Below are 22,346 nucleotides of genomic sequence, written 5' to 3' on the forward strand. Positions count from 1 at the left end.
GTCACGGTGCGGGGGCGTGCGCCCGCCCGCGGTGCACGCCCCCGGAATCCGGGCGCCGGTGCGTCCGCCCCATAGACTGATGCGTCGTCCCGCTGCGCGTGAGAGGTAGTTCGCCACCCATGAGGCTCGTCTTCGCCGGTACCCCCGAGGTCGCCGTACCCGCCCTGGACGCCCTGCTGGCCTCCGACCGGCACGAGGTGGCCGCCGTCGTCACGCGGCCCGACGCCCCGGCCGGCCGCGGCCGCAGGCTGGTGGCCAGCCCGGTCGCGCAGCGCGCCGAGGAGGCGGGCATCGAGGTGCTCAAGCCCGCCCGGCCGCGGGACCCGGACTTCCTGGCCCGGCTCCGGGAGATCGCCCCGGACTGCTGCCCGGTCGTCGCCTACGGTGCGCTGCTGCCCGTGGCGGCCCTGGAGATCCCCGCCCGCGGCTGGGTCAACCTGCACTTCTCGCTGCTCCCCGCCTGGCGCGGCGCGGCCCCGGTGCAACACGCGGTCCTGGCCGGCGACGAGATGACCGGCGCGTCCACCTTCCTCATCGAGGAGGGACTGGACTCCGGCCCGGTGTACGGCGTCCTCACCGAGCGGGTCCGGCCCACCGACACCAGCGGCGACCTGCTGACCCGGCTGGCGTTCGCCGGGGCCGGGCTGCTGGTGGCCACCATGGACGGCATCGAGGACGGCACGCTGCAGGCCGTCCCGCAGCCGGCCGAGGGCGTGTCGCTGGCCCCGAAGATCAACGTGGAGGACGCGGAGATCGACTGGGCCGCCCCCGCGCTCCGGGTCGACCGCCTGGTGCGGGCGTGTGCCCCGGCGCCCGGCGCCTGGACGGTCTTCCGCGGCGAGCGGCTGAAGGTGATGTCAGTGGTCCCGGCCCCGGACCGGGCCGACTCGGCACCCGGGGAGCTCACGGCGACCAAGAACGCGGTGTACACCGGGACCGGCAGCCACGCGGTCGAGCTGCAGTGGGTGCAGCCGCAGGGCAAGAAGCCGATGCGCGCGGCGGACTGGGCGCGCGGGGTGCGGATCGCGGCGGGGGAGCGCGTCGGCGCCTGACGGCCCGACCGGCGGGCGGTGTCCGCCGGGAGGGGCCGGCCGGCGCTCCCCGGCGTCGTAGGCTGGCCGGGTACGTCCACCCAGATCCGGAGCACCTTTCCACGTGAGTCAGCAACCGCACCGCCGTCCCGGCAAGCCGTACCGCAGGCCCCAGAAGGATCCCGTCCGCATCCTCGCGTTCGAGGCGCTGCGGGCGGTCGACGAACGGGACGCCTACGCCAACCTGGTTCTGCCGCCGCTGCTGCGGCAGGCCCGGGAGCGCGGCGACTTCGACGGCCGGGACGCCGCGCTCGCCACCGAGCTGGTGTACGGCACACTGCGCCGGCAGGGCACCTACGACGCGATCATCGCGGCCTGCGTGGACCGCCCGCTGCGCGAGGTCGACCCGCCGGTGCTGGACGTCCTGAGCCTGGGTGCGCACCAGTTGCTCGGTACCCGCATCCCCAGCCACGCGGCGGTGAGCGCCACCGTGGAGCTGGCCCGGGTGGTGCTCGGCGACGGGCGGGCGAAGTTCGTCAACGCGGTGCTGCGCCGGATCGCCGCCGAGGACCTGGACGGCTGGCTGGCGCGGGTCGCCCCGGACTACGACGACGACCCCGAGGACCACCTGGCGGTGGTGCACTCGCATCCGCGCTGGGTGGTGTCCGCGCTCTGGGACGCGCTCGGCGGCGGCCGGGCCGGCATCGAGGACCTGCTGGAGGCCGACAACGAGCGGCCCGAGGTGACCCTGGTGGCCCGTCCGGGCCGGATCGGCGCCGCCGAACTCCTGGACACGCTGGGCGAGGGCGGTGAGGCCGGCCGCTGGTCGCCGTACGCGGTACGGCTGGCCGAGGGCGGCGAGCCCGGCGCGCTGGACGCGGTGCGCGAGGGCCGGGCCGGGGTGCAGGACGAGGGCAGCCAGCTGGTGGCGGTTGCGCTGGCGAACGCCGCCGTGGACGGTCCGGACACCCGCTGGCTGGACGGCTGCGCCGGCCCTGGCGGCAAGGCCGCGCTGCTCGCGGCGCTGGCCGCGGAGCGCGGCGCGGCGCTGGTCGCCTCCGAGAAGCAGCCGCACCGGGCCCGGCTGGTGGCCCGGGCCCTGGCGGGGAACCCGGGCCCGTACCAGGTGATCACGGCGGACGGCACCCGGCCGGCCTGGCGCCCCGGCACCTTCGACCGGGTGCTGGTCGACGTGCCGTGCAGCGGCCTGGGCGCGCTGCGGCGGCGGCCCGAGGCCCGCTGGCGCCGCCGCCCCGAGGACCTGGACGGCTTCGCGCCGCTGCAGCGCGGGCTGCTGCGGGAGGCGCTCGCCGCGGTGCGCGTGGGCGGGGTGGTCGGCTACGCGACCTGCTCCCCGCACCTGGCGGAGACCCGTGCGGTGGTCGAGGACGTGCTCAGGGGACGCGGCGGGCCCGCGGCGTCCGCCGAGTGGATCGACGCCCGGCCGCTGATGCCCGGCGTCCCGGCCCTCGGCGACGGGCCGGACGTCCAGCTCTGGCCGCACCTGCACGGCACCGACGCGATGTACCTGGCGCTGCTGCGCCGTACCGGCTGAGCGCGCGCCGCGGCGTCCGCGCCGCGCACCGCCCCGGGCCGGCGGGGGCGGCCCGGGGCCCGGCCCGCGCGGCGCGTCCCGCGGCCCGGGCGTCCGGCGGTCCGCCCCGCCGGGCGGCCGCGGCGGGGCGGGTCACCGTGGCACGGGCTGCCGCGGGGGCCGTTCGGCGTCGCTCCGGGACAGCGCGTGGGGCCACCAGATGCGCCTGTCGATGTCCAGGAACAACGCGGTGACCAGCACCGACCGTACGACGAAGGTGTCCAGCAGGACGCCCACCGCGACCGCGAAGCCGATTTCCGCGAACCCGGTGATGGGCAGCGTGCCCAGGGCCGCGAAGGTGCCGGCCAGCACCAGTCCGGCCGAGGTGATGACGGCGCCGGTGGCGGCCAGCGCGGTGAGCGTGCCGCGGTGGGTGCCCTGGCGGGCCGACTCCTCGCGGACCCGGGTGGCGAGGAAGATGTTGTAGTCGATGCCCAGGGCCACCAGGAACACGAAGACGAACAGCGGGAAGGCGGTGTCCTCGCCCGCGTAGTCGAAGACGTGGCGGAAGGCCAGCGCGCTGATGCCCAGGGCAGCGGTGAACGACAGCACCACGGTGGCGATCAGTACCAGTGGCGCCAGCACGGCGCGCAGCAGCAGCATCAGCACACCCAGTACCACCAGCAGCACCAGCGGGATGACCACCATGTTGTCGCGCGAGGATGCCTCGTCGGCGTCGAGCATCGCCGCGGTGCCGCCGCCGACCTGGGCGTCGGCGCCCGGCACGGCGTGCACCACGTCCCGCACCCGCTCGACGGTGTCCTTGGCCGCGGAGCTGTCCGCCGGGTCGGTCATGACCGCCTCCAGCAGGGCCTTGCCGTCCCGTACGGCGGCCACCCCCGGCGGGCGGCCGACCGTGCCGGGGACCACGCCCTCGGTGCCGGACACCGCCCGCCGCACCTGCGGGACCCGGTCCGCGTCCGTCACGATGACCAGCGGGTCGCCACTACCGGCCGGGAAGTAGCGGGCCGACACCTCCTGCCCGGTGATGGAGTCCTTGGTCTCGGTGAAGGCGTCGGCGTTGCTGATGCCCGCGGCGCGCAGCCCGATGATGCCGAACGACAGGCCCGCCAGCACCACGGCCGTCACCAGCCACACGGTGCGCGGCCGCCGCGCGATCCGGTTGCCCACCCGGGCCCACAGCCCGCGCTCGGTCGGTTCCGGGGACCCCTCGTGCGGCACCACCGGCCAGAAGAGCCACCGGCCGAAGATCACCAGCAGTGCGGGGAGCAGGGTCAGCATCGCCAGCAGCGCGACCGCCACCCCGACGGCGCAGACCGGACCGAGACCGCTGGTGGAGTTCATCTCCGCGACCAGCAGCACCAGCATGCTGATGCCCACCGTGGAGCCGCTGGCGAGGATCGCCGGGCCGGCCCGGTGCAGGGCCAGCGCCATCGCCTCGTGCCGGTCGTGGTGGCGGCGCAGCTCCTCGCGGTACCGGGCGACCAGCAGCAGGGCGTAGTCGGTGCCGGCGCCGAAGACCAGCACCGTGAGGATGCCGGCGCTCTGCCCGTTCACGGTCAGCCCGGCGTGTTCCGCCAGCAGGTAGATGATGGCCTGGGACGCCAGCAGCGCGGCGACCGCGGAGATCACCGGCACCAGCAGCAGGGTGGGGCTGCGGTAGGTGATCAGCAGCGCCACGACCACCACGGCGAGCGCCGCGAGCAGCAGCGTGGAGTCGATGCCCTCGTACACCTCGGCGAAGTCCGCCGCGGTGCCGCCGGGGCCGGTGATGTGCACCGCCAGCCCGCCGCCCCCGCGTCCGGTGACCTCCCGGATGGAGTCCACGGCGGGCGAGATGCGCTCCCAGCCCTGCTCGTCCATGGTGATCGGGACGGAGATCTGCGCGGCGCGGGGGTCGCGCGGCCGGTCGAAGAAGGGGCCGCGGGTCTCCCAGCCCCGGATGCCGTGGTCCCGCAGCGGGCGGATCTCCACCGCCGCCTCCGCGATCCGCTCCCGGTCCGCCGCGGTCAGCCCGGCGTCCCGGGCGTAGATCACCACCGCGTGGACGACCTCCGGCCGGAACTCCTTGGAGGTCTCCAGCACCTGGGTGGACTCCGCGCTGCCGGGCAGCCAGGACTGGGCGTCGTTGTCCTGGGCGTCGGTGAGCCTGGTGGCCAGCGGGGCCAGGGCGACGATCACCACCAGCCAGAGCAGCAGGGTGAGCCACTTGGTGCGGCGCCCGCAGACCAGCCGGGCGACCCCCCGGCCGCGCCCGTGGTCCGGGGCGTGGCGACGAGCGCCGGCCGCGGGGTCCCGTTCGTCCGCCATCGACATCCCTCGCGCCAGGGGGCGGACGGCGGCGTCCCCGGCGGCCCCGCGCACCCACAGTGGACCTGAGAATCCGCTGTGCGGGCCGCCGGCAGACCTGCTGCGGCAGTCCCGCTGCCACGGGCGGCCCACGACCGTGGCACCCTTGGCGCCATGGCCGTTCAGATCAACCCCAGTATCCTCTCCGCGGACTTCTCCCGCCTGGCGGAGGAGGCAGAAGCCGTACGCGGTGCGGACTGGCTGCACGTCGACGTGATGGACAACCACTTCGTCCCCAACCTCACGCTGGGCGTGCCCGTCGTGGAGTCGCTGAGCCGGGCCACCGGCACCCCGCTCGACCTGCACCTGATGATCGAGGATCCGGACCGCTGGGCCCCGCGGTACGTGGAGGCGGGGGCCGGCTCGGTCACCTTCCACGCGGAGGCGGCCGCGGCCCCGGTGCGGCTGGCGCGGGAGATCCGGGCCAAGGGCGCCCGGGCGGCGATGGCGCTCAAGCCGGCCACCCCGATCGAGCCGTACGAGGACCTGCTCCCGGAACTGGACATGCTGCTGGTGATGACGGTCGAGCCCGGATTCGGCGGCCAGGCGTTTCTCGACATCATGCTGCCGAAGATCCGGCGTACCCGGGAGCTGATCGCCAAGCACGGCCTGGAGATGTGGCTGCAAGTGGACGGCGGGGTTTCCGCCTCCACCATCGAGCGGTGTGCTGAGGCGGGTGCCGATGTGTTCGTCGCCGGCTCGGCGGTGTACGGGGCGCAGGATCCGGCCGAGGCGGTCCGCAAGCTCCGCGCGCAGGCGCAGGCGGCGACGGCCACCGCCGGCTGGGCGTGCGGCCATTGAGTCACCGGTTGGTGAACGCATGGGTGAAGGTCCATCGGGGGCCGCCGTTTCTGACAGGATGACGGTGAGTCCAGAACGTGAACAGTGAGGAGACCGCGGTGTCGACGGGCGGCCGTTCAGCCACGCGGATGGGACCCGCCGAACTGGTGCAGGCGGCCGCCATGGCGCGCCGCTTCTACCTCGAGGGCAAGTCCAAGATCCAGATCGCCGAGGAGTTCGGCGTCAGCCGCTTCAAGGTCGCGCGGGTGCTGGAGACCGCGCTGGAGCGCGATCTGGTGCGCATCGAGATCCGGGTGCCCGCGGAACTGGACGCGGAGCGCTCCGACGCGCTGCGTGCCCGCTACGGCCTGCGGCACGCCGTGGTCGTGGAGGCGCCGGCCGACGCCGAGGACGACGCCCCGGACCCGGAGAACCTGGGCGAGGTCGCCGCCGACCTGCTCGGCGAACTGGTCGCCGAGGGCGATGTGCTCGGGCTGGCCTGGGGCCGGTCCACCATCCACATGGCGGCGGCCCTGCACCGGCTGCCGCCGTGCACCGTGGTCCAGCTCACCGGGGTCTACGACGCGGGCACCGCCGAGCGCGGCTCGGTCGAGGCGGTCCGCCGGGCCGCCGCGGTCTCCGGCGGAGAGGCGCACCCCATCTACGCCCCGATGCTGCTGCCCGACCCGGCCACCGCCGCCGCGCTGCGCGGCCAGACCGGCATCGCGCGGGCCTTCGAGTACTTCGACAAGGTCACCGTGGCCGCCGTGTCCATCGGCTCCTGGGAGGCGGGCATCTCCACGGTCTACGACATGCTCTCCGAGGAGGAGCGCGCGCACTACGCCTCGCTGGGCGCGGCCGCGGAGATGTCCGCGCACCTCTTCGACAGCGAGGGCCGCCGGATCGGCCGGGACCTGGGCGAGCGCTGCATCACCGTGGAGGCCGACCGGCTCCGGCGCATCCCGGAGGTGGTGGCCATCGCCGGCGGCCGCCGCAAGGCCGCGGCGATCGGCGCGGTGCTCCGCTCCGGGCTGGTGACGAGCCTGGTGACGGACACCGCGGCCGCCGACCACCTGCTGCTGGAGACCGGGCCGGGCCCGCGTCCGGCGCTGGACCGCGCCGACCCGGACGGCGCCTGACCGGGCGGGCGGCCGGCGGCGCCGCACGCCGCCCCCGGGCCCCGTCCCCCCGGCGACGATCGTGTTGGGGGAAGCTACGGGCGGGTCCGGAGCGTTTTGGACGAAGCCATGGAAAAATCCGCCGACCCTGCGGGGAAGGGCGGGGATCGTGGATGATTGGTCCAGGAGCCGCAGCCTGATCCGCATTGCGCGGCTGAGCTGACTTCCCGCCCGCTGACCCAGCAAAACCGCAGGTGAGAGAGTTAGCATGCGTTTTCTGAACGACTCCAAGCCCTCGTACGACCTGACGTACGACGATGTGTTCATGGTGCCGAGCCGCTCCGCTGTCGGCTCCCGGCAGGCCGTGGACCTGTCCACCCCCGACGGAACCGGCACCACCATCCCGCTGGTGGTCGCCAACATGACCGCCATCGCCGGACGCCGGATGGCCGAGACGGTCGCCCGCCGCGGTGGTCTGGTGGTCATCCCGCAGGACATCCCGCTCGACGTCGTCGCGGATGTGGTCTCGTGGGTCAAGCAGCGCCACCTGGTGCTCGACACCCCGATCGTGCTCGCCCCCACGGCGACCGTCGCGGACGCGCTGGCCCTGCTGCCCAAGCGGTCGCACGGGGCCGGCGTGGTGGTCCAGGACGGCCGGCCGGTCGGCGTGGTCACCGAGTCGGACCTGTCCGGGGTGGACCGCTTCACCCAGCTCACCGAGGTCATGTCGAAGGAGCTGCTGCTGCTCGACGCGGACATCGACCCCCGGGAGGCGTTCGGCAGACTGGACGCCGCGCACCGCAAGCTCGCCCCCGCGGTGGACCGGGACGGCCGCCTGGCCGGCATCCTGACCCGCAAGGGCGCGCTGCGCGCCACCCTGTACACCCCGGCCGTCGACGCCGCCGGGCGGCTGCGGATCGCCGCCGCGGTCGGCATCAACGGCGACGTCGCCGGGCGCGCCGGGGCGCTGCTGGAGGCGGGTGTCGACACCCTGGTGGTGGACACCGCCCACGGCCACCAGGAGTCCATGATCGCCGCGCTGAAGGCGGTGCGCGGCCTCGACCCGCAGGTGCCGGTGGTGGCGGGCAACGTGGTCGCCGCCGAGGGGGTGCGCGACCTGATCGAGGCCGGCGCCGACATCGTCAAGGTCGGCGTCGGACCCGGCGCCATGTGCACCACCCGGATGATGACCGGTGTCGGCCGGCCGCAGTTCTCCGCGGTGCTGGAGTGCGCCGCCGAGGCGCGCCGGTACGGCAAGCACGTCTGGGCCGACGGTGGCGTCCGGCACCCGCGCGATGTCGCCATGGCGCTCGCGGCGGGCGCCTCCAACGTCATGGTCGGCTCCTGGTTCGCGGGCACCCACGAGTCCCCGGGCGACCTGCAGCACACCGCCGACGGACGGCCCTACAAGGAGAGCTTCGGCATGGCGTCGGCGCGCGCGGTCCGCAACCGCACCGCCGAGGAGTCCGCGTACGACCGGGCCCGCAAGGGTCTGTTCGAGGAGGGCATCTCCACCTCCCGGATGTTCCTCGACCCGGCCCGGCCCGGGGTGGAGGACCTGATCGACTCGATCATCGCCGGGGTGCGCAGCTCCTGCACCTACGCGGGCGCGAACTCCGTGGAGGAGTTCCACCAGCGCGCCGTGGTGGGGGTGCAGAGCGCGGCCGGCTACGCCGAGGGCAAGCCGCTGCACGCCAGCTGGACCTGACGGCCGCCGCGGGGTGAGCGGCCGGGCCCCGGCGAGGGTCCCACCGGGCCCCGCCGGTGCGCCGGCGCCCCTCCCGGACGGCGCGATGGCTCCCGTTCCCCGCGACCGCGGGGCGGGAGCCATCGTCGCCGCGGCGGCGTGCCGCGGCCCGGACCGGGGGAGCGGTCAGCCGCGCGCCTGGGTACCGCGCTGCCGGGGCAGCGCGTGGCGCGGCGGGTTGTTGAGGGTGATCTGCCGGACGAGCTGGTGGAAGGAGACCAGCGCGGCCACCGGCGGCAGACCGGCGACGGTGACCCCGGCGAGCGTCTTGGGCGCGTGCGCCACGCACAGCAGCACCGCGATGGCGGAGAACAGCACCACGACCACCCAGGAGTGGGCCGCGCCCCGGTGGTGCAGCGCGGCGCGCAGCACCGACAGCGAGGCGACCAGCCAGGGCCCGTAGACCAGCAGCGGCCACCAGTCGGCGAGCGACTCGGTGGTGCTCGGGGTGGCCAGGAAGCGCAGCGGACCGTAGGAGATCATGCCGCTGAGCACGCTCAGCATGGCGACGATGGCCGCGGTGGTCGCGGCGAAGATCAGACTGGCCAGCTGGAGCCAGGGCATGGTGGGCAGCCGGAAGCGGACCCGGCGGCGCCGCCCCCGCCCGCGGACCGCGGCGTGGTGCGCCCGTACCGCCTCGGCGCGCAGCGTCTCCCCGGGGCGCGGTGCCTCGTCGGGGTGGAGCAGGTCGTCCGGGTGCCGCGCCTCCTCGTGCCGCAGCGGATCGGGCCGCGTCACCGGGTCGGCCCGCCGCAGCGGATCGCCGAGGCCCGACGGGTCCTCGGCGGAACTCTGGAGCAGCCGGGCCAGGTCCCCTTCCAGGTCCCACCGGCCCTCCAGGGTCTCCGGGTCCGGCAGCGGCAGGCTGTGCAGGTCGTAGTCGGCGGCGAGGTCGAGCCGCTCGTCGGGACCGGGCCCGTGACCGGTGGGATAGGACCCGTAACCGGCTTGTCCCGGTGGGGGGTATGTCATGGTTCACACGCCTGGTTCCGTCGTCGTGCGGCGCCCGGTGACGCCGGTTCCGATGGGGTGGTGGCGGTCCTCGTGCCGCCGGCCGTCTTTCGTCGTCACGTCACACCAACGACGGCCAAAATGGTGGCGTTTCGAAGCATTCGGGTGAAATAACGTGCCGATTCGCGTGTGTGAGCGATCTGCAATGATTCCCCGGATGTCACCCCGGTGCGCAATGTTCGTACACGTATGCGCAACAATGATGCATTACGAGCGCGGCAACCCAGATCGTAGGGTCTTGCGCTGTACGTGGAGTGGCGGAGACCGTCAGCTCGGCGGTCCGAAGGTTGTGTGGTCCAGTTGCCGCGCCCGCGCGTCCGTCGTGGGGCGCCGTCGCCGAAGAACCTGATCGGCAGAAGGAGCCCCCCGAAGTGTTGTTGGACCAGGACATGGCCCCGCCCGGCGGCGACCGGCCGGGAGGTGCGCCGGAGCGGCTCACCTCCCAGGTGATGCGGCGCAAGCCCGTGGAGCGGCTGGTCGCCGAGGGCGGCCAGGGGGCGGGCGGCTCGCTGCGCCGGACCCTGGGCATGTGGCAGCTGACCATGATCAGCATCGGTGCCACCCTCGGCACCGGGATCTTCGTCGTGCTCGGCGAGGCCGTGCCGGAGGCCGGCCCGGCGGTGGTGATCTCGTTCGTGATCGCCGGTCTGACCGCCCTGTTCTCGGCACTGTCCTACGCCGAGCTGGCGGGCACCATCCCGGTCTCCGGATCCTCCTACTCCTACGCCTACGCCACCATGGGCGAGCTGATCGCCTGGATCTGCGGCTGGTGCCTGATCCTGGAGTACGGGGTGTCGGTGGCCGCCGTCGCCGTCGGCTGGGGGGAGTACCTCAACGAGCTGCTCGACGGCACGATCGGGGTCACCATCCCGAACGCGCTGGCCGCCCCGCCGGGCGAGGACGGCGGGATCTTCAACCTGCCGGCCCTGCTGGTGGTCCTGCTGGCGATGGCCTTCCTGCTCGGCGGCGCCAAGGAGAGCGCCCGGGCGAACGCCGTCATGGTGGGTGTGAAGGTCGCCGCGCTGCTGCTGTTCTGCGCCGTCGCGTTCAGCGGCATACGGGCCGGGAACTACGCGCCGTTCATGCCGCTGGGCATGGCGGGCGTCAGCGCCGCCGGTGCCACCCTGTTCTTCTCGTACATCGGTTTCGACGCCGCCTCCACCGCGGGCGAGGAGGCCAAGAACCCGCAGCGTGACCTGCCGCGCGCCATCATGCTGTCGCTGATCGTGGTCACCGCGCTGTACTGCCTGGTCGCCGCCGTCGCGGTGGGCGCCCTGCCGTGGAAGCAGTTCGACGGCTCCGAGGCCGCGCTCGCCGGGATCATGGAGAGCGTCACCGGACAGAGCTTCTGGGCGGTGCTGCTGGCCGCCGGCGCGGTGGTCGCCATCGCCTCGGTGGTGCTGACCGTGCTCTACGGCCAGACCCGCATCCTGTTCGCGATGTCCCGCGACGGCCTGGTGCCCCGGGTCTTCTCCCGGGTCCACCCCCGCACCGGCGCGCCGCGCATGAACACCGTGATCGTCTCGCTGTTCTGCGGCGGGCTGGCCGCCGCCGTCCCGCTGGGTCGGCTCGCCGAGGCCACCAGCATCGGCACCCTCTTCGCGTTCGCGCTGGTGAACATCGCGGTGATCGTGCTGCGCCGGACCCGGCCGGAGATGCCGCGCACCTTCCGGGTGCCGCTGTCCCCGCTCTTCCCGGCCATCGGCTTCCTGCTCTGCCTGTGGATGATGAACGGCCTGGAGACCATCACCTGGATCGTGTTCGGGGTCTGGATGGCGGTGGGCCTTGTGGTCTACTTCGGATACGGCATCCGGCGGTCCCGCCTGGCGACCGGAGGCGCCGTCCAGGCAGCGACCCCAGCAGAGAAGTGATCCCTCCGCAGTGCGACTGAACGAACTCGACGAACGCATCGTGCACGCCCTCGCCGAGGACGCCCGGCGCAGCTACGCCGACATCGGCTCGGAGGTCGGGCTCTCGGCCCCGGCCGTGAAGCGCCGGGTGGACCGGCTGCGCGCCGAGGGCGCCATCACCGGGTTCACCGTGCGGGTGGACCCGGCGGCGCTGGGCTGGCAGACCGAGGGCATCGTCGAGCTGTTCTGCCGCCACAACACCTCGCCCGAGGACATCCGGCGCGGCCTGGCCCGCTACCCGGAGGTGGTGTCCGCGTCGACCGTGACCGGCGACGCGGACGCCGTGGTGCAGGTGTTCGCCTCCGACATGCGGCACTTCGAGCGGGTGCTGGAGCGGATCGCCGGCGAGCCGTTCGTGGAACGGACCAAGTCGGTGCTGGTGCTGTCGCCGCTGCTCCGCCGCTTCACCTCGGGCGCTCCCGGGTAGCGGCAGCCTAGATCGTTTCGTCACTGCTCGCTCCCTTCATCCCGTTTTGTTGTGGGGCGGGCGGTAACTCGATCGGTGGAGTACAACCGACCGAAGGAGGACGAAGTGATCACGAAGGAGCAGATCCCGGCGGTGCTCGATCATCCTGTCTACGACACCGAGGGCACCAAGATCGGGGACGCGAAGCACGTCTTCCTCGATGACGTCACCGGGAAGCCGGACTGGGTGAGCGTGCGTACCGGACTCTTCGGCATGAACGAGAGCTTCGTACCGGTCCAGGACGCCAGGCTGGTCCAGGATCACCTCGAAGTGCCCTTCACGAAGAGCAAGGTGAAGGACGCGCCGCACGTGGATGTGGACTCCGGTGGCCACCTGTCGGTCGACGAGGAACGGAAGCTGTACCGCCACTACGACATGGACTGGAGCGAGGGCGGCCGCCGGACCGGCCCGGCGGACACCACGGGCACCGGCGCGGCGGGAGCCGCCGGCCGCGGCGATCGTGGCCGGATGGGCGAGCCCTACCCGGGAGCCGGCATGGGCACCCGCGGCACCGCCGAGGGCACCGGTAAGGGCATGGACACCGGCACCAGGTCGGCGATGACCGCCGACGAGGGCCGGGCCGCCGACCTGGGCACCGGCGCCGGCCGGCCCACCGCGGGACGCCGCCGCGGCCGGGCGGACCTGGAGGCCGAGCAGTCGATGACCCGCTCCGAGGAGGAGCTCCACATCGGCGTCGAGCAGACCGAGGCGGGCCGGGCCCGGCTGCACCGGTACGTGGAGACCGAGCACGTGGAGCGGACCGTCCCGCTGCGGCACGAGGAGCTGCTGATCGAACGGGAGGAGATCACCGACGCCAACCGCGGCAGCGTCACCGGTGCCCAGAAGCTCTCCGAGAGCGACCAGGAGATCGTCCTGCACCGGGAGCGGGCCGTCGTGCGGACCGAGGTGGTCCCCAAGGAGCGGGTGCGCCTGCGCGTCGAGGAGCACACCACCGAGGAGACGGTCGCCGGCGACGTCCGCCGGGAGCGCATCGACATCGAGACGGACGAGACCCCGCCGGGGACCCGCGGGGGCGGCGGGCGGCGCGGCCGCGCACGCGGCACGGAGTACGGCAAGGACACCGGCGAACCCGGTATGGACTACGGCCGGGGCGACCGGCCCGGCCGGTAGCGGCCCCGGTGGCCGGCGCGCCGGCCACCGCCCGCCGTCCACCCGGCGCCCGCGCTTTCCCCGGGCCGGGCCGAACCGGTCACGCGCTCCCGGCGGCGCCGGCCCGTGCGCGGGGCGCCGCGGCCGGGAGCGCGGTGACGTGGCCCGTCCGTCCGGCTCGCCCGCGCCCCCGCGTCCTGGCGCGGAGCCGCGCCACGCCCTGGAGCCGCCCCTTCGGCTCTGACGCGGAGCCCGCCGCGCCCCCGCATGCCGGCCCTCGGCTGGGGCCGCGCCCGGCCCGACCGCGCCCGGCCTGACGCGCCCGGCCTGACGCGGAGCCGCTCCCCACCCTCAGCCGGAGCCGCCCCTCCGGCCCTGACCTGGAGCCCGACGCGCACCCGCACGCCCTGACCCGGGGCCGCTCCCCGGCCTGTCCGGGGCCCGACGCGCGCGCACCCGTATGCCCTCGGCTGGGGCCGCCCCGCCGTGACATGGAGCCCGACGCGCAGTCGCATGCCCTGACCCGGGCCGCTCCCCTCCCTGACGCGGAGCCCGACGCGCCCCCCGACGCCCGCAGCCGCAGCCGCGCCCGGGCCGGACCCGGAGCCCGACGCGCACCCGCACGTCGCGCGCCGACCGCACCCACGACGTCGCCTTCGCCCCGGCCCGCGGGCACCTGGCGCCGGCGCACAGGCCCGCGCACAGGCCCGCGTGCAGACCCCGCGCACAGGCCCGGCGCATGCGGGTCCCGACCCGGACGGCGGCTCCGGGCGGCCGTCCGGGCCGGCCCCCGGTGTGGCGCGCACCACCCCGGACCGCCCCCACGCAATGAATCACCGCCGCATGGCGCGATCACGAAACGAATCGACGGCCGCTCCGCAATGGTCACGTCTTGTCCGGAAATCGGGCCGGACCGTACCTTCGAAGCGTCCCCCGACGGTCCCATCCGAGGTCTGCCATGCCGCTGCGCACCGCCCTGCTCCAGAGCTCCGGTCACCCCGGTGACGTGGCCGCGAACCTCGCCGCGCTCGGCGAGGCCGCCGCCACCGCTGCCGCCGCCGGGGCGCGCCTGCTGGTCACCTCCGAGATGTTCCTGACCGGCTACGCCATCGGCGACGGCGTGCACCGGCTCGCCGAAGCCGCCGATGGCCCCGGTGCCCGGGCCGTCGCGGCCATCGCCGCCGAGCACGGCATCGCGGTGCTCTACGGCTACCCGGAGCGGGACGGCGCGGCCGTCTACAACGCCGCCCAGCTGATCGGCCCGGACGGCGGCCGGTTGACCGGCTACCGCAAGACCCACCTGTTCGGCGAGTTCGAACGCACCTGGTTCACGCCCGGCGACAACCCGGTCGTCCAGGCCGAGCTGGACGGCGTCCGGCTGGGCGTCATGATCTGCTACGACGTGGAGTTCCCGGAGAACGTCCGGGCGCACGCGCTGGCCGGCACCGACCTGCTGCTGGTGCCCACCGCGCAGATGCACCCCTTCCAGTTCGTGGCCGAGTCCCTGGTGCCGGTCCGGGCCTTCGAGAACCAGATGTACATCGCGTACGTCAACCGCACCGGCCCGGAGGAGGAGTTCGAGTTCGTCGGACTCAGCTGCCTGGCGAGCCCCGACGGTGCCACCCGCGCCCGGGCCGGGCGGGGCGAGGAACTGCTGCTCGGCGAGGTGGATCCGGAACTGCTGAGCGCGTCGCGCGCCGCGAACCCCTATCTGGACGACCGCCGCCCCGGGCTCTACACCTCCCTGACCTGACGGCCCGCCCGCGCCGTCCCCGCCTGCCTCCCCCCTCGTACCACCTCGCAAGGAGTCCGTACCCGATGACGTCCACGGTGCCCACCGCCGTCCACGACGAGCACGAGCGGCAGCAGGAGACCGCCCTGCCGCCGATCACCATGTTCGGCCCGGACTTCCCGTACGCCTACGACGACTACCTGGCCCACCCCGCGGGCCTCGGCCAGGTCCCCGCCACCGAGCACGGCACCGAGGTCGCCGTCATCGGCGGCGGTCTGTCCGGCATCATCGCCGCGTACGAGCTGATGAAGATGGGCCTGAAGCCGGTCGTCTACGAGGCCGACCGGATCGGGGGCCGGCTCCGCACCATCGGGTTCGAGGGCTGCGACGACTCGCTGACCGCCGAGATGGGCGCGATGCGGTTCCCGCCGAGCTCCACCGCCCTGCAGTACTACATCGACCTGGTGGACCTGGAGACCCGGCCGTTCCCCAACCCGCTGGCGCCGGACACCCCGTCCACCGTGGTCGACCTCAAGGGCGAGAGCCACTACGCGGAGACCATCGACGACCTCCCCGAGGTCTACCGCCAGGTCGCCGAGGCGTGGAACGCCTGCCTGGAGGAGGGCGCGGACTTCTCCGACATGAACCGCGCGCTGCGCGAGCGCGACGTGCCCCGGATCCGTGAGATCTGGGCACGGCTGGTCGAGAAGCTGGACAACCAGACCTTCTACGGCTTCCTCTGCGAGTCCACCGCGTTCAAGTCCTTCCGCCACCGCGAGATCTTCGGCCAGGTCGGCTTCGGCACCGGCGGCTGGGACACCGACTTCCCCAACTCCATCCTGGAGATCCTGCGCGTCGTCTACACCGAGGCCGACGACCACCACCGCGGCATCGTCGGCGGCAGCCAGCAGCTCCCGCTGCGGCTGTGGGACCGCGAGCCGGGCAAGATCGTGCACTGGGAGCAGGGCACCTCGCTGGCGAAGCTGCACGGCGGCGACCCGCGTCCGGCCGTCACCCGCCTGCACCGCACCGCCGGGAACCGGATCACCGTCACCGACGCCTCCGGGGACATCCGCACCTACCCGGCGGCGATCTTCACCGCGCAGTCCTGGATGCTGCTGTCGAAGATCGAGTGCGACGACTCGCTCTTCCCCATCGACCACTGGACGGCGATCGAGCGGACCCACTACATGGAGTCCTCCAAGCTGTTCGTCCCGGTCGACCGGCCGTTCTGGCTGGACAAGGACGAGGAGACGGGCCGGGACGTCATGTCGATGACCCTCACCGACCGGATGACGCGCGGGACCTACCTCCTCGACGACGGCCCGGACAAGCCCGCCGTCATCTGCCTGTCCTACACCTGGTGCGACGACAGCCTGAAGTGGCTGCCGCTGTCCGCGAACGAGCGGATGGAGGTCATGCTGAAGTCGCTCGGCGAGATCTACCCGAAGGTCGACATCAGGAAGCACATCATCGGCAACCCGGTCACCGTCTCCTGGGAGAACGAGCCCTACTTCATGGGCGCGTTCAAGGCCAACCTGCCCGGTCACTACCGCTACCAGCGGCGCCTGTTCACGCACTTCATGCAGGACCGGCTGCCGGCCGACAAGCGCGGAATCTTCCTCGCCGGTGACGACATCTCCTGGACCGCGGGCTGGGCCGAGGGCGCCGTGCAGACCGCCCTGAACGCGGTGTGGGGCGTGATGCACCAGCTCGGCGGCTCGACCGACGCCACCAACCCCGGCCCCGGCGACGTCTACGACGCCATCGCCCCGGTGGAACTGCCGGAGGACTGACGGCACCGCCCGCCCGCCGGGCCCCCGACCCGGGCCGCTGCCACGCCGCGAAGGCGCGTGGCAGCGGCCCGCATCCATACCGTCCGCCGGATCCGTACCGTCCACCGCACACCGTCCGCCGGATGCGTACCGTCCGTGGGATCCATAGCGTTCCGCCGTAGCCGTAGCCGTAGCCGTAGCCGTAGCCGTAGCCGTAGCCGTAGCCGTAGCCGTAGCCGTAGCCGTAGCCGTAGCCGCCTCAGCCGCTCCGGCGGGGCCGTTCAGCGGAGCGGGGTCAGCAGGAGGCGGCCGACCATCCCGACGCCCGCGTCGATCCGTTCGGTGAACTCCGCGGCCAGCTCCGGCAGTCCGCGCAGGCCCCACAGGGTCCGGAACGCCGCCCACGCCGCCTCCCGGGCCCGTTCCAGGCTCCAGGTCCCCACCACATGGGTCAGCGGATCGGCGACGTCCAGCAGGTCCGGGCCGGGCATCAGCTCCTCCCGGATCCGCTCCTCCATCCCGGCGAGCAGTTCCCCGACCCGGTCGAAGTCGGCCTCCAGCGCGGCCGGCTCGGCATCCCGGGCCCGGCAGGTGTCCACCAGCGCCAGCGCCAGGTCATGGCCGATGTGCGCGTTGACGCCGGCCAGCGCGAACTGCAGCGGCCGTACCGACGGGTGCCGCCGCAGTTCGAACAGCGGGCGCCAGCAGGCGGGCGCCGACCGGCCCGCCGCCACGGCGTCCAGCGCGTCCAGGTAGCGCGTCGCGAACCGTTCGGCGAGTTCCCCGGCGGCCGCCGGATCCCGGAAGTACCCGCCGTCCAGACGGCGGCCCAGTTCCTCGGTGACCTCGAGGTACACCCGGTTGAAGACCGCCACCCCGTCGCGCGCGGGCAGCGCCGCGCCGATCCCGCGCATCCGCGCCACCACCCGGTCCACGGCCGCCGGCCCGTGGGCCGCGACGGGCGGCCGGATCCGCTCCCCGGTCGAAGTCATGCCGGCCAGCGTCCCAGCGCCGCCCGGCCTTCCGGCGGCCGCGCGCCGCCGCTTCCCCGGAAAGGGCCAACCGGACGGGGCCGGGCTGACGGACGCCACCGCGGGCGGCGGGGGGCACCGGGGGCGGCCCCGCCGCCGGGCGGCGGCGTCCGGAGCGGGCGGCGTCAGGAGCCGGCCGCCTCCTGGTCGTCGTAGGCGCTGGTGCCCGAATCCAGCAGCGGCTCCTGCCGCTTGAGGTGGGCCGGGGCCAGGGCGCGCAGCACGTGGTAGCCGGTGATGACCACGATGGTGCCCAGCGCGATTCCGCCCAGCTCGAAGTTGTCGCTGATCTTCAGGCTCACCCCGCCGACGCCGATGATGACGCCCGCGGCCACCGGCACCAGGTTGAGCGGGTTGCGCAGGTCCACGTCGTTGTGCACCCAGATCTGCGCGCCCAGCAGGCCGATCATGCCGTACAGGATCACCGTGATGCCGCCCAGCACTCCACCGGGGATCGCCGCCACCACGGCGCCGAACTTGGGGCAGAGGCCGAACAGCAGCGCGAAGCAGGCCGCGGCCCAGTAGGCGGCGGTGGAGTAGACCCGGGTGGCGGCCATGACGCCGATGTTCTCCGAGTACGTGGTGTTGGCCGGCCCGCCGACGGAGGTGGACAGCACGGTGGCCACGCCGTCCGCCGCGATCGCGGTGCCCAGCTTGTCGTCCAGCGGGTCGCCGATCATCTCGCCGACCGCCTTCACATGGCCCGCGTTCTCGGCGACCAGGGCGATCACCACGGGCAGCGCGACCAGGATCGCGGACCACTCGAAGCTCGGGGCGTGCAGCGACGGCAGCCCGATCCAGTCGGCCTCGCCCACACCGGACAGGTCCAGCCGCCAGTGGTCCACCGCCTCGGGGCCGCCGTTGACCGAGTGGATCCGGCCGAAGACGCGGTCCAGCACCCAGGAGAGGACGTAGCCGAAGACCAGGCCCAGGAAGATCGCGATCCGGGACCAGAAGCCGCGCAGGCAGACCACGGCGAGCCCGGTGAACAGCATGGTCAGCAGCGCGGTCCACTGGTCGGTGGGCCAGTAGGTGCTGGCGGTGACCGGCGCCAGGTTGAAGCCGATCAGCATCACCACCGCGCCGGTGACCACCGGCGGCATGGTGGCGTGGATGATGCCGGCCCCGAACTTCCGCACCGCCAGACCGGCCAGCAGCAGCACGGCGCCGACCACCAGGATCGCGCCGGTCACGGCGGCGCTGCCGCCGCCCTGGGCGCGGATCACCGCGGCCACCCCCACGAAGGACAGGCTGCAGCCCAGATAGCTGGGCACCCGGCCCCGGGTGGCCAGCAGGAACAGCATGGTGGCCACACCGGACATCATGATGGCGAGGTTCGGGTCGAGGCCCATCAGCACCGGCGCGACGAACGACGCGCCGAACATCGCGACCACGTGCTGCGCGCCCAGCCCCGCCGTCCGCGGCCAGGAGAGCCGCTCATCGGGCCGGACCACGGCTCCCGGGGCGGGGGTGCGCCCGTCGCCGTGCAGGGTCCAGCGCACGCCCAGGCCCATGACTGCTCCACTTCATCCGTTCGGGGGGTGTTCGAGGAAATCGGAGCAATGTTAATGGCCGGTTCCCGTCGTTCACCCCGGCTCCGTGCCGGGCGGAGGCACCGGGTCCGGTGGCCCGGGCGGTCGTCCCCGCTCCGGGCCGGGCGGACGGAGGGGCCGGGGACGCGGACGCCGAGCAGCTCTGGGAACGCGCGCGCCGGGCGGCCGGATCAGTCCGGGACGCGCACGCCGAGCAGCTCCCGGAACGCCCGCCGCCCCTCCTCCGTCACCCGCAGCGCCCGCCGGCTGCCGATGCGTACGCACCAGCCGGTGTCCAGCGCGTGACGGCACAGCGCGGCCCCGGCGGCCCCGGCCAGGTGCGGCTTCCGCTCCGTCCAGTCCAGACAGCTGCGCACCAGCGGCCGGCGCCCGCGGGCGGCCGCCAGATCGATGCCCAGCTCGCCGAACCACCCCATGCCGGCGTCGGTCAGCGCGAACCCGGTCTCCTGCTGGAGCAGGCCGCGGGCGAACAGGGCCGAGGTGATCTCGGTGGCCAGCCGGCCGGCGAGATGGTCGTAGCAGGTGCGGGCCCGGGCCATGGCGCCGCTCGCCCCGGCGGCGCGCAGCGAGCGCGGCGGGGGAGCGGGGGCGGCGTGCGCGGACAGGTCCTCGATCAGCTGCGCGATGTGCGGACCGGCCAGCCGCAGATAGCGGTGGCGGCCCTGCCGCTCCTCGGCCAGCAGGCCGCCGTCGACCAGCCGGCTGAGGTGTTCGCTGGCCGTGGAGGGGGCGATGCCGGCGTGCCGGGCGAGTTCGCCCGCCGTCCAGGCCCGCCCGTCCAGCAGGGCGAGGCAGAACCGGGCGCGGGTGTCGTCGGCCAGCAGTCCCGCCAGCCGGGCGAGCTGCGGTCCACTGTGCTCGGGGTGCGTCATCCGGCCATCATCCGCCCGGGACGTTTCGGGACTCGCCGAAGGGTGCGGACCGGCCGGCCGGGTCCCGCCCGCCGTCATCCGTTTCGTCCCGCCGGTCCGGCTCGGGGCCGCCCCGCACGTCCCGGCCACCGCCGGTCCGCAGCACCCCGGCCCCGCCGATCAGCCCCACGGCCAGCACCGTCACCAGGGCGAAGGAGACCGTCAGCGAAGTCCGGTCGGCGATCGACCCGATGGCGGCCGGGGCGATCAGCCCCGAGGTGTAGGTGATGGTGGCCACGCCCGCGATGGACTGGCTGGGTGACGGGCCTCTGCGGCCGGCGGCGGCGAACGCCAGCGGCACCACCACCGCGATGCCCAGCCCGATCAGCCCGAAGCCGCCGATGGCGAACCCGACGCCCGGCGCCGTGACCACCAGCAGCCCGCCGGCGGTGGCGAGCACGCCGCCCGCGCGGACCGTGCGCACCGGCCCCAGCCGGGCCACCACCGCGTCGCCGACCAGCCGCGCGGCGGCCATGGTGCAGGCGAACGCCGTGGTGCAGGCGGCGGCCAGCCCCGGGGAGGAGTCGAGCACCTCCCGCAGGTACACCGCCGACCAGTCCAGACTCGCGCCCTCGGCGAAGACCGCGCAGAACCCGACCGCGCCGATGGCCAGCGCGGAGCGGGGCGGCAACGCGAAGTGCGGCGGCGGCTCCTCCTCGGCGCCCGCCCCCGGCCCGGCGCCGTCCGCGCCCGGGTCCAGCACCCACCGGCAGGCGACCGCCCCGAGGGCCACCAGGACGACGGCGGTGGCGGACAGGTGCACCCGGGCGTCGGTCCCGGCGTGCGCGGCGACCGTGCCCGCCGCGGAGCCCAGCAGGGCGCCGACGCTCCACATGCCGTGCAGGCCCGACATGATCGGCCGGCCCAGCCGCTGCTCGATGTCCACCCCGAGCGCGTTCATCGCGACGTCCGACATCCCGGCGGTGGCGCCGAACAGCAGCAGCGCCCCGCACAGCCACACCAGGCCGGGGGCGGCCGCCGGCAGCGCCAGCGACGCGCACCACAGGGCCAGCAGCCCGCGCAGCGCGGTGCGGGCACCGAACCGGTGGCTGATCCGGCCGGCCAGCGGCATCGCGACGGAGGCGCCGATCGCCGGGAAGGCGAGGGCCAGCCCCAGCTGGCCGGCGCTGATGTCCAGCCGCTCGGAGATCCAGGGGATGCGGGTGGCGAAGCTGCCGGTGACGGCGCCGTGCACGGCGAAGACCGCGGCGACCGCGATCCGTGCCCGCCGTACCGCCGCCCCCGGTCCGCGCACCGAGCCGTCGCCGTCCGCCATGCCCGTCACCCTCCCCGTCCACCGGGACTCCGCCGTTCGCCCGGGCCCCGGGCGGGGCGCGGCGAGGCGTTCGCGCCGGCGCCCGCGCGAAACTATCAGGAACCTTGCCTGACAGACCCTTCCCCGCAACCGGCTCCGCCACCGTGCGGGACGGCTCGCCGCCGGGACCTCCGTGGTAGTTGGGGTGCCACTGGCTGCGTCACCCTGCGGGAGGGCTTCACCGTCGGGGCCTCTCCGCTGGTCGGGGTGGTGCAGGCTGCGCCGCCGTGCGGGACCGCTCTACGCTGCGACCCCCCCAGTGGCCGGGGTGCCGTCGACTGCGTCACCGTGCGGGACCGCTCTACGCGCGAGCCCCGGTGGTCGGGGTGCCACTGGCTGCGCCGCCCTGCGGGAGGGCTTCACGCCGGGACCTCCGTGGTGGTCGGGGTCGCACCGACTCCGCCACCGTGCGGGACGGCTCTAGGCCGCGACCCCGATGGGCGGGGTGGTGGTGGCTGCGCCGCCGCGTGGGACGGCTCGACAACGGGACCTCCGTGGTGGTCGGGGTGCCGCAGGCTGCGCCACCGGGGGGACGGCGCGGAACCCCCGCACCTTTGTCCCCGCGGCCGGCACTCGCGCACGACACCCGGCCGTGGCCCCGGGCCGGCCGGCCCGGGCGACCGCGCCGGCCGGCCGCACGGGTGAGAGAGGCCACACCAGGGCCGCGCCACCCGTCTCGACCGCCCATGGCACACTGGTGGCGTACCAGTGACGTCAGCGCACTCCGGGGTCGGTGAAAATCCGAACCGGCGGTTACAGTCCGCGACCCGTCCGCCGCCAGCGGCCGGTTGACCAGGTGAAACTCCTGGACCGACGGTTAAAGTCCGGATGGGAGGCAGTGCGCGGCGGGCGAAGCACCGGTGCGCCGCTCCGTCGGCGGCCCGTCCCCGTTCTCGGGATGCGCCGTACCCGAAGGCCGTGGCGTACCCGCGGTGCCGTGTTCCCGCTTCTG

The 22,346-nt window shown here is 74.3% G+C and carries 16 protein-coding genes and 1 riboswitch; of the genes, 10 read left to right on the plus strand and 6 right to left on the minus strand.

The features are described 5' to 3' along the window. Positions 1-119: 119 nt before the first annotated feature. A complete protein-coding gene (fmt, locus tag ACH4B3_RS09715; RefSeq protein WP_398462201.1) occupies positions 120-1,052 on the plus strand; it encodes a methionyl-tRNA formyltransferase in 933 nt (310 codons plus the stop codon). A 103-nt stretch (positions 1,053-1,155) separates the two neighbouring features. Next, on the plus strand, positions 1,156-2,586 hold the full coding sequence (locus ACH4B3_RS09720) for an RsmB/NOP family class I SAM-dependent RNA methyltransferase (RefSeq protein WP_398462202.1): 1,431 nt from the start codon (positions 1,156-1,158) through the stop codon (positions 2,584-2,586). Positions 2,587-2,718: 132 nt separating this feature from the next. On the opposite strand, the gene ACH4B3_RS09725 is transcribed toward ACH4B3_RS09720, so the two are convergent. Continuing rightward, on the minus strand, positions 2,719-4,896 hold the full coding sequence (locus ACH4B3_RS09725; protein ID WP_398462203.1) for an MMPL family transporter: 2,178 nt from the start codon (positions 4,894-4,896) through the stop codon (positions 2,719-2,721). 153 nt (positions 4,897-5,049) lie between these two features. Between ACH4B3_RS09725 and rpe the strand changes: the two genes are divergently transcribed. The 3 genes from rpe to ACH4B3_RS09740 all read left to right on the plus strand — a co-directional run bounded on the left by rpe (position 5,050) and on the right by ACH4B3_RS09740 (position 8,541). Continuing rightward, the gene (gene rpe / locus ACH4B3_RS09730; RefSeq protein WP_398462204.1) at positions 5,050-5,736 is read left to right on the plus strand and encodes a ribulose-phosphate 3-epimerase; all 687 of its coding nucleotides are present in this window, start codon (positions 5,050-5,052) and stop codon (positions 5,734-5,736) included. Between the two features lie 128 nt (positions 5,737-5,864). Then, a complete protein-coding gene (locus ACH4B3_RS09735) occupies positions 5,865-6,854 on the plus strand; it encodes a sugar-binding transcriptional regulator (protein ID WP_398462342.1) in 990 nt (329 codons plus the stop codon). Between the two features lie 247 nt (positions 6,855-7,101). Beyond that, positions 7,102-8,541: a GuaB1 family IMP dehydrogenase-related protein gene (locus tag ACH4B3_RS09740; RefSeq protein WP_398462205.1), complete on the plus strand. Its 1,440-nt coding sequence runs from the start codon at positions 7,102-7,104 to the stop codon at positions 8,539-8,541. A gap of 165 nt (positions 8,542-8,706) precedes the next feature. On the opposite strand, the gene ACH4B3_RS09745 is transcribed toward ACH4B3_RS09740, so the two are convergent. Next, entirely contained in the window at positions 8,707-9,552 is an 846-nt protein-coding gene (locus ACH4B3_RS09745) for a DUF2637 domain-containing protein (protein ID WP_398462206.1), read from the minus strand. A gap of 428 nt (positions 9,553-9,980) precedes the next feature. Here ACH4B3_RS09745 and ACH4B3_RS09750 point away from each other — a divergent pair, with 428 nt between their 5' ends. The 5 genes from ACH4B3_RS09750 (at position 9,981) to ACH4B3_RS09770 (ending at position 16,605) form a co-directional block, all read left to right on the plus strand. After that, a complete protein-coding gene (locus ACH4B3_RS09750) occupies positions 9,981-11,462 on the plus strand; it encodes an amino acid permease (protein WP_398462343.1) in 1,482 nt (493 codons plus the stop codon). Positions 11,463-11,472: 10 nt separating this feature from the next. Next, the gene (locus tag ACH4B3_RS09755) at positions 11,473-11,928 is read left to right on the plus strand and encodes an Lrp/AsnC family transcriptional regulator (protein ID WP_398462207.1); all 456 of its coding nucleotides are present in this window, start codon (positions 11,473-11,475) and stop codon (positions 11,926-11,928) included. Positions 11,929-12,033: 105 nt separating this feature from the next. Beyond that, entirely contained in the window at positions 12,034-13,098 is a 1,065-nt protein-coding gene (locus ACH4B3_RS09760) for a DUF2382 domain-containing protein (RefSeq protein WP_398462208.1), read from the plus strand. A gap of 937 nt (positions 13,099-14,035) precedes the next feature. After that, positions 14,036-14,830, plus strand: a complete 795-nt coding sequence (locus ACH4B3_RS09765) for a carbon-nitrogen hydrolase family protein (protein ID WP_398462209.1) — start codon at positions 14,036-14,038, stop codon at positions 14,828-14,830. A 65-nt stretch (positions 14,831-14,895) separates the two neighbouring features. Beyond that, positions 14,896-16,605, plus strand: a complete 1,710-nt coding sequence (locus ACH4B3_RS09770; protein WP_398462210.1) for a flavin monoamine oxidase family protein — start codon at positions 14,896-14,898, stop codon at positions 16,603-16,605. 260 nt (positions 16,606-16,865) lie between these two features. On the opposite strand, the gene ACH4B3_RS09775 is transcribed toward ACH4B3_RS09770, so the two are convergent. The 4 genes from ACH4B3_RS09775 to ACH4B3_RS09790 all read right to left on the minus strand — a co-directional run bounded on the left by ACH4B3_RS09775 (position 16,866) and on the right by ACH4B3_RS09790 (position 21,355). Beyond that, entirely contained in the window at positions 16,866-17,576 is a 711-nt protein-coding gene (locus ACH4B3_RS09775; RefSeq protein ID WP_398462211.1) for a DUF5995 family protein, read from the minus strand. Positions 17,577-17,740: 164 nt separating this feature from the next. After that, the gene (locus ACH4B3_RS09780) at positions 17,741-19,129 is read right to left on the minus strand and encodes a uracil-xanthine permease family protein (protein ID WP_398462212.1); all 1,389 of its coding nucleotides are present in this window, start codon (positions 19,127-19,129) and stop codon (positions 17,741-17,743) included. A gap of 209 nt (positions 19,130-19,338) precedes the next feature. Then, positions 19,339-20,040: an ArsR/SmtB family transcription factor gene (locus ACH4B3_RS09785; RefSeq protein WP_398462213.1), complete on the minus strand. Its 702-nt coding sequence runs from the start codon at positions 20,038-20,040 to the stop codon at positions 19,339-19,341. Between the two features lie 7 nt (positions 20,041-20,047). Beyond that, on the minus strand, positions 20,048-21,355 hold the full coding sequence (locus tag ACH4B3_RS09790; protein WP_398462214.1) for an MFS transporter: 1,308 nt from the start codon (positions 21,353-21,355) through the stop codon (positions 20,048-20,050). A 754-nt stretch (positions 21,356-22,109) separates the two neighbouring features. Next, positions 22,110-22,240, plus strand: a riboswitch (FMN riboswitch). Positions 22,241-22,346: the final 106 nt, after the last annotated feature.

Origin of the sequence: Streptomyces sp. NPDC018031 (genome assembly GCF_044327625.1) — a bacterium.
GTDB lineage: Bacteria > Actinomycetota > Actinomycetes > Streptomycetales > Streptomycetaceae > Streptomyces.

Bases quoted from the DNA above. Each gene is read 5' to 3' on its own strand.
- fmt (WP_398462201.1), top strand. From the start codon at position 120: ATGAGGCTCGTCTTCGCCGGTACCCCCGAGGTCGCCGTACCCGCCCTG.
- ACH4B3_RS09725 (WP_398462203.1), bottom strand. From the start codon at position 4,896: ATGGCGGACGAACGGGACCCCGCGGCCGGCGCTCGTCGCCACGCCCCG.
- rpe (WP_398462204.1), top strand. From the start codon at position 5,050: ATGGCCGTTCAGATCAACCCCAGTATCCTCTCCGCGGACTTCTCCCGC.
- ACH4B3_RS09735 (WP_398462342.1), top strand. From the start codon at position 5,865: ATGGGACCCGCCGAACTGGTGCAGGCGGCCGCCATGGCGCGCCGCTTC.
- ACH4B3_RS09740 (WP_398462205.1), top strand. From the start codon at position 7,102: ATGCGTTTTCTGAACGACTCCAAGCCCTCGTACGACCTGACGTACGAC.
- ACH4B3_RS09745 (WP_398462206.1), bottom strand. From the start codon at position 9,552: ATGACATACCCCCCACCGGGACAAGCCGGTTACGGGTCCTATCCCACC.
- ACH4B3_RS09750 (WP_398462343.1), top strand. From the start codon at position 9,981: ATGGCCCCGCCCGGCGGCGACCGGCCGGGAGGTGCGCCGGAGCGGCTC.
- ACH4B3_RS09765 (WP_398462209.1), top strand. From the start codon at position 14,036: ATGCCGCTGCGCACCGCCCTGCTCCAGAGCTCCGGTCACCCCGGTGAC.
- ACH4B3_RS09770 (WP_398462210.1), top strand. From the start codon at position 14,896: ATGACGTCCACGGTGCCCACCGCCGTCCACGACGAGCACGAGCGGCAG.
- ACH4B3_RS09775 (WP_398462211.1), bottom strand. From the start codon at position 17,576: ATGACTTCGACCGGGGAGCGGATCCGGCCGCCCGTCGCGGCCCACGGG.
- ACH4B3_RS09780 (WP_398462212.1), bottom strand. From the start codon at position 19,129: ATGGGCCTGGGCGTGCGCTGGACCCTGCACGGCGACGGGCGCACCCCC.
- ACH4B3_RS09785 (WP_398462213.1), bottom strand. From the start codon at position 20,040: ATGACGCACCCCGAGCACAGTGGACCGCAGCTCGCCCGGCTGGCGGGA.
- ACH4B3_RS09790 (WP_398462214.1), bottom strand. From the start codon at position 21,355: ATGGCGGACGGCGACGGCTCGGTGCGCGGACCGGGGGCGGCGGTACGG.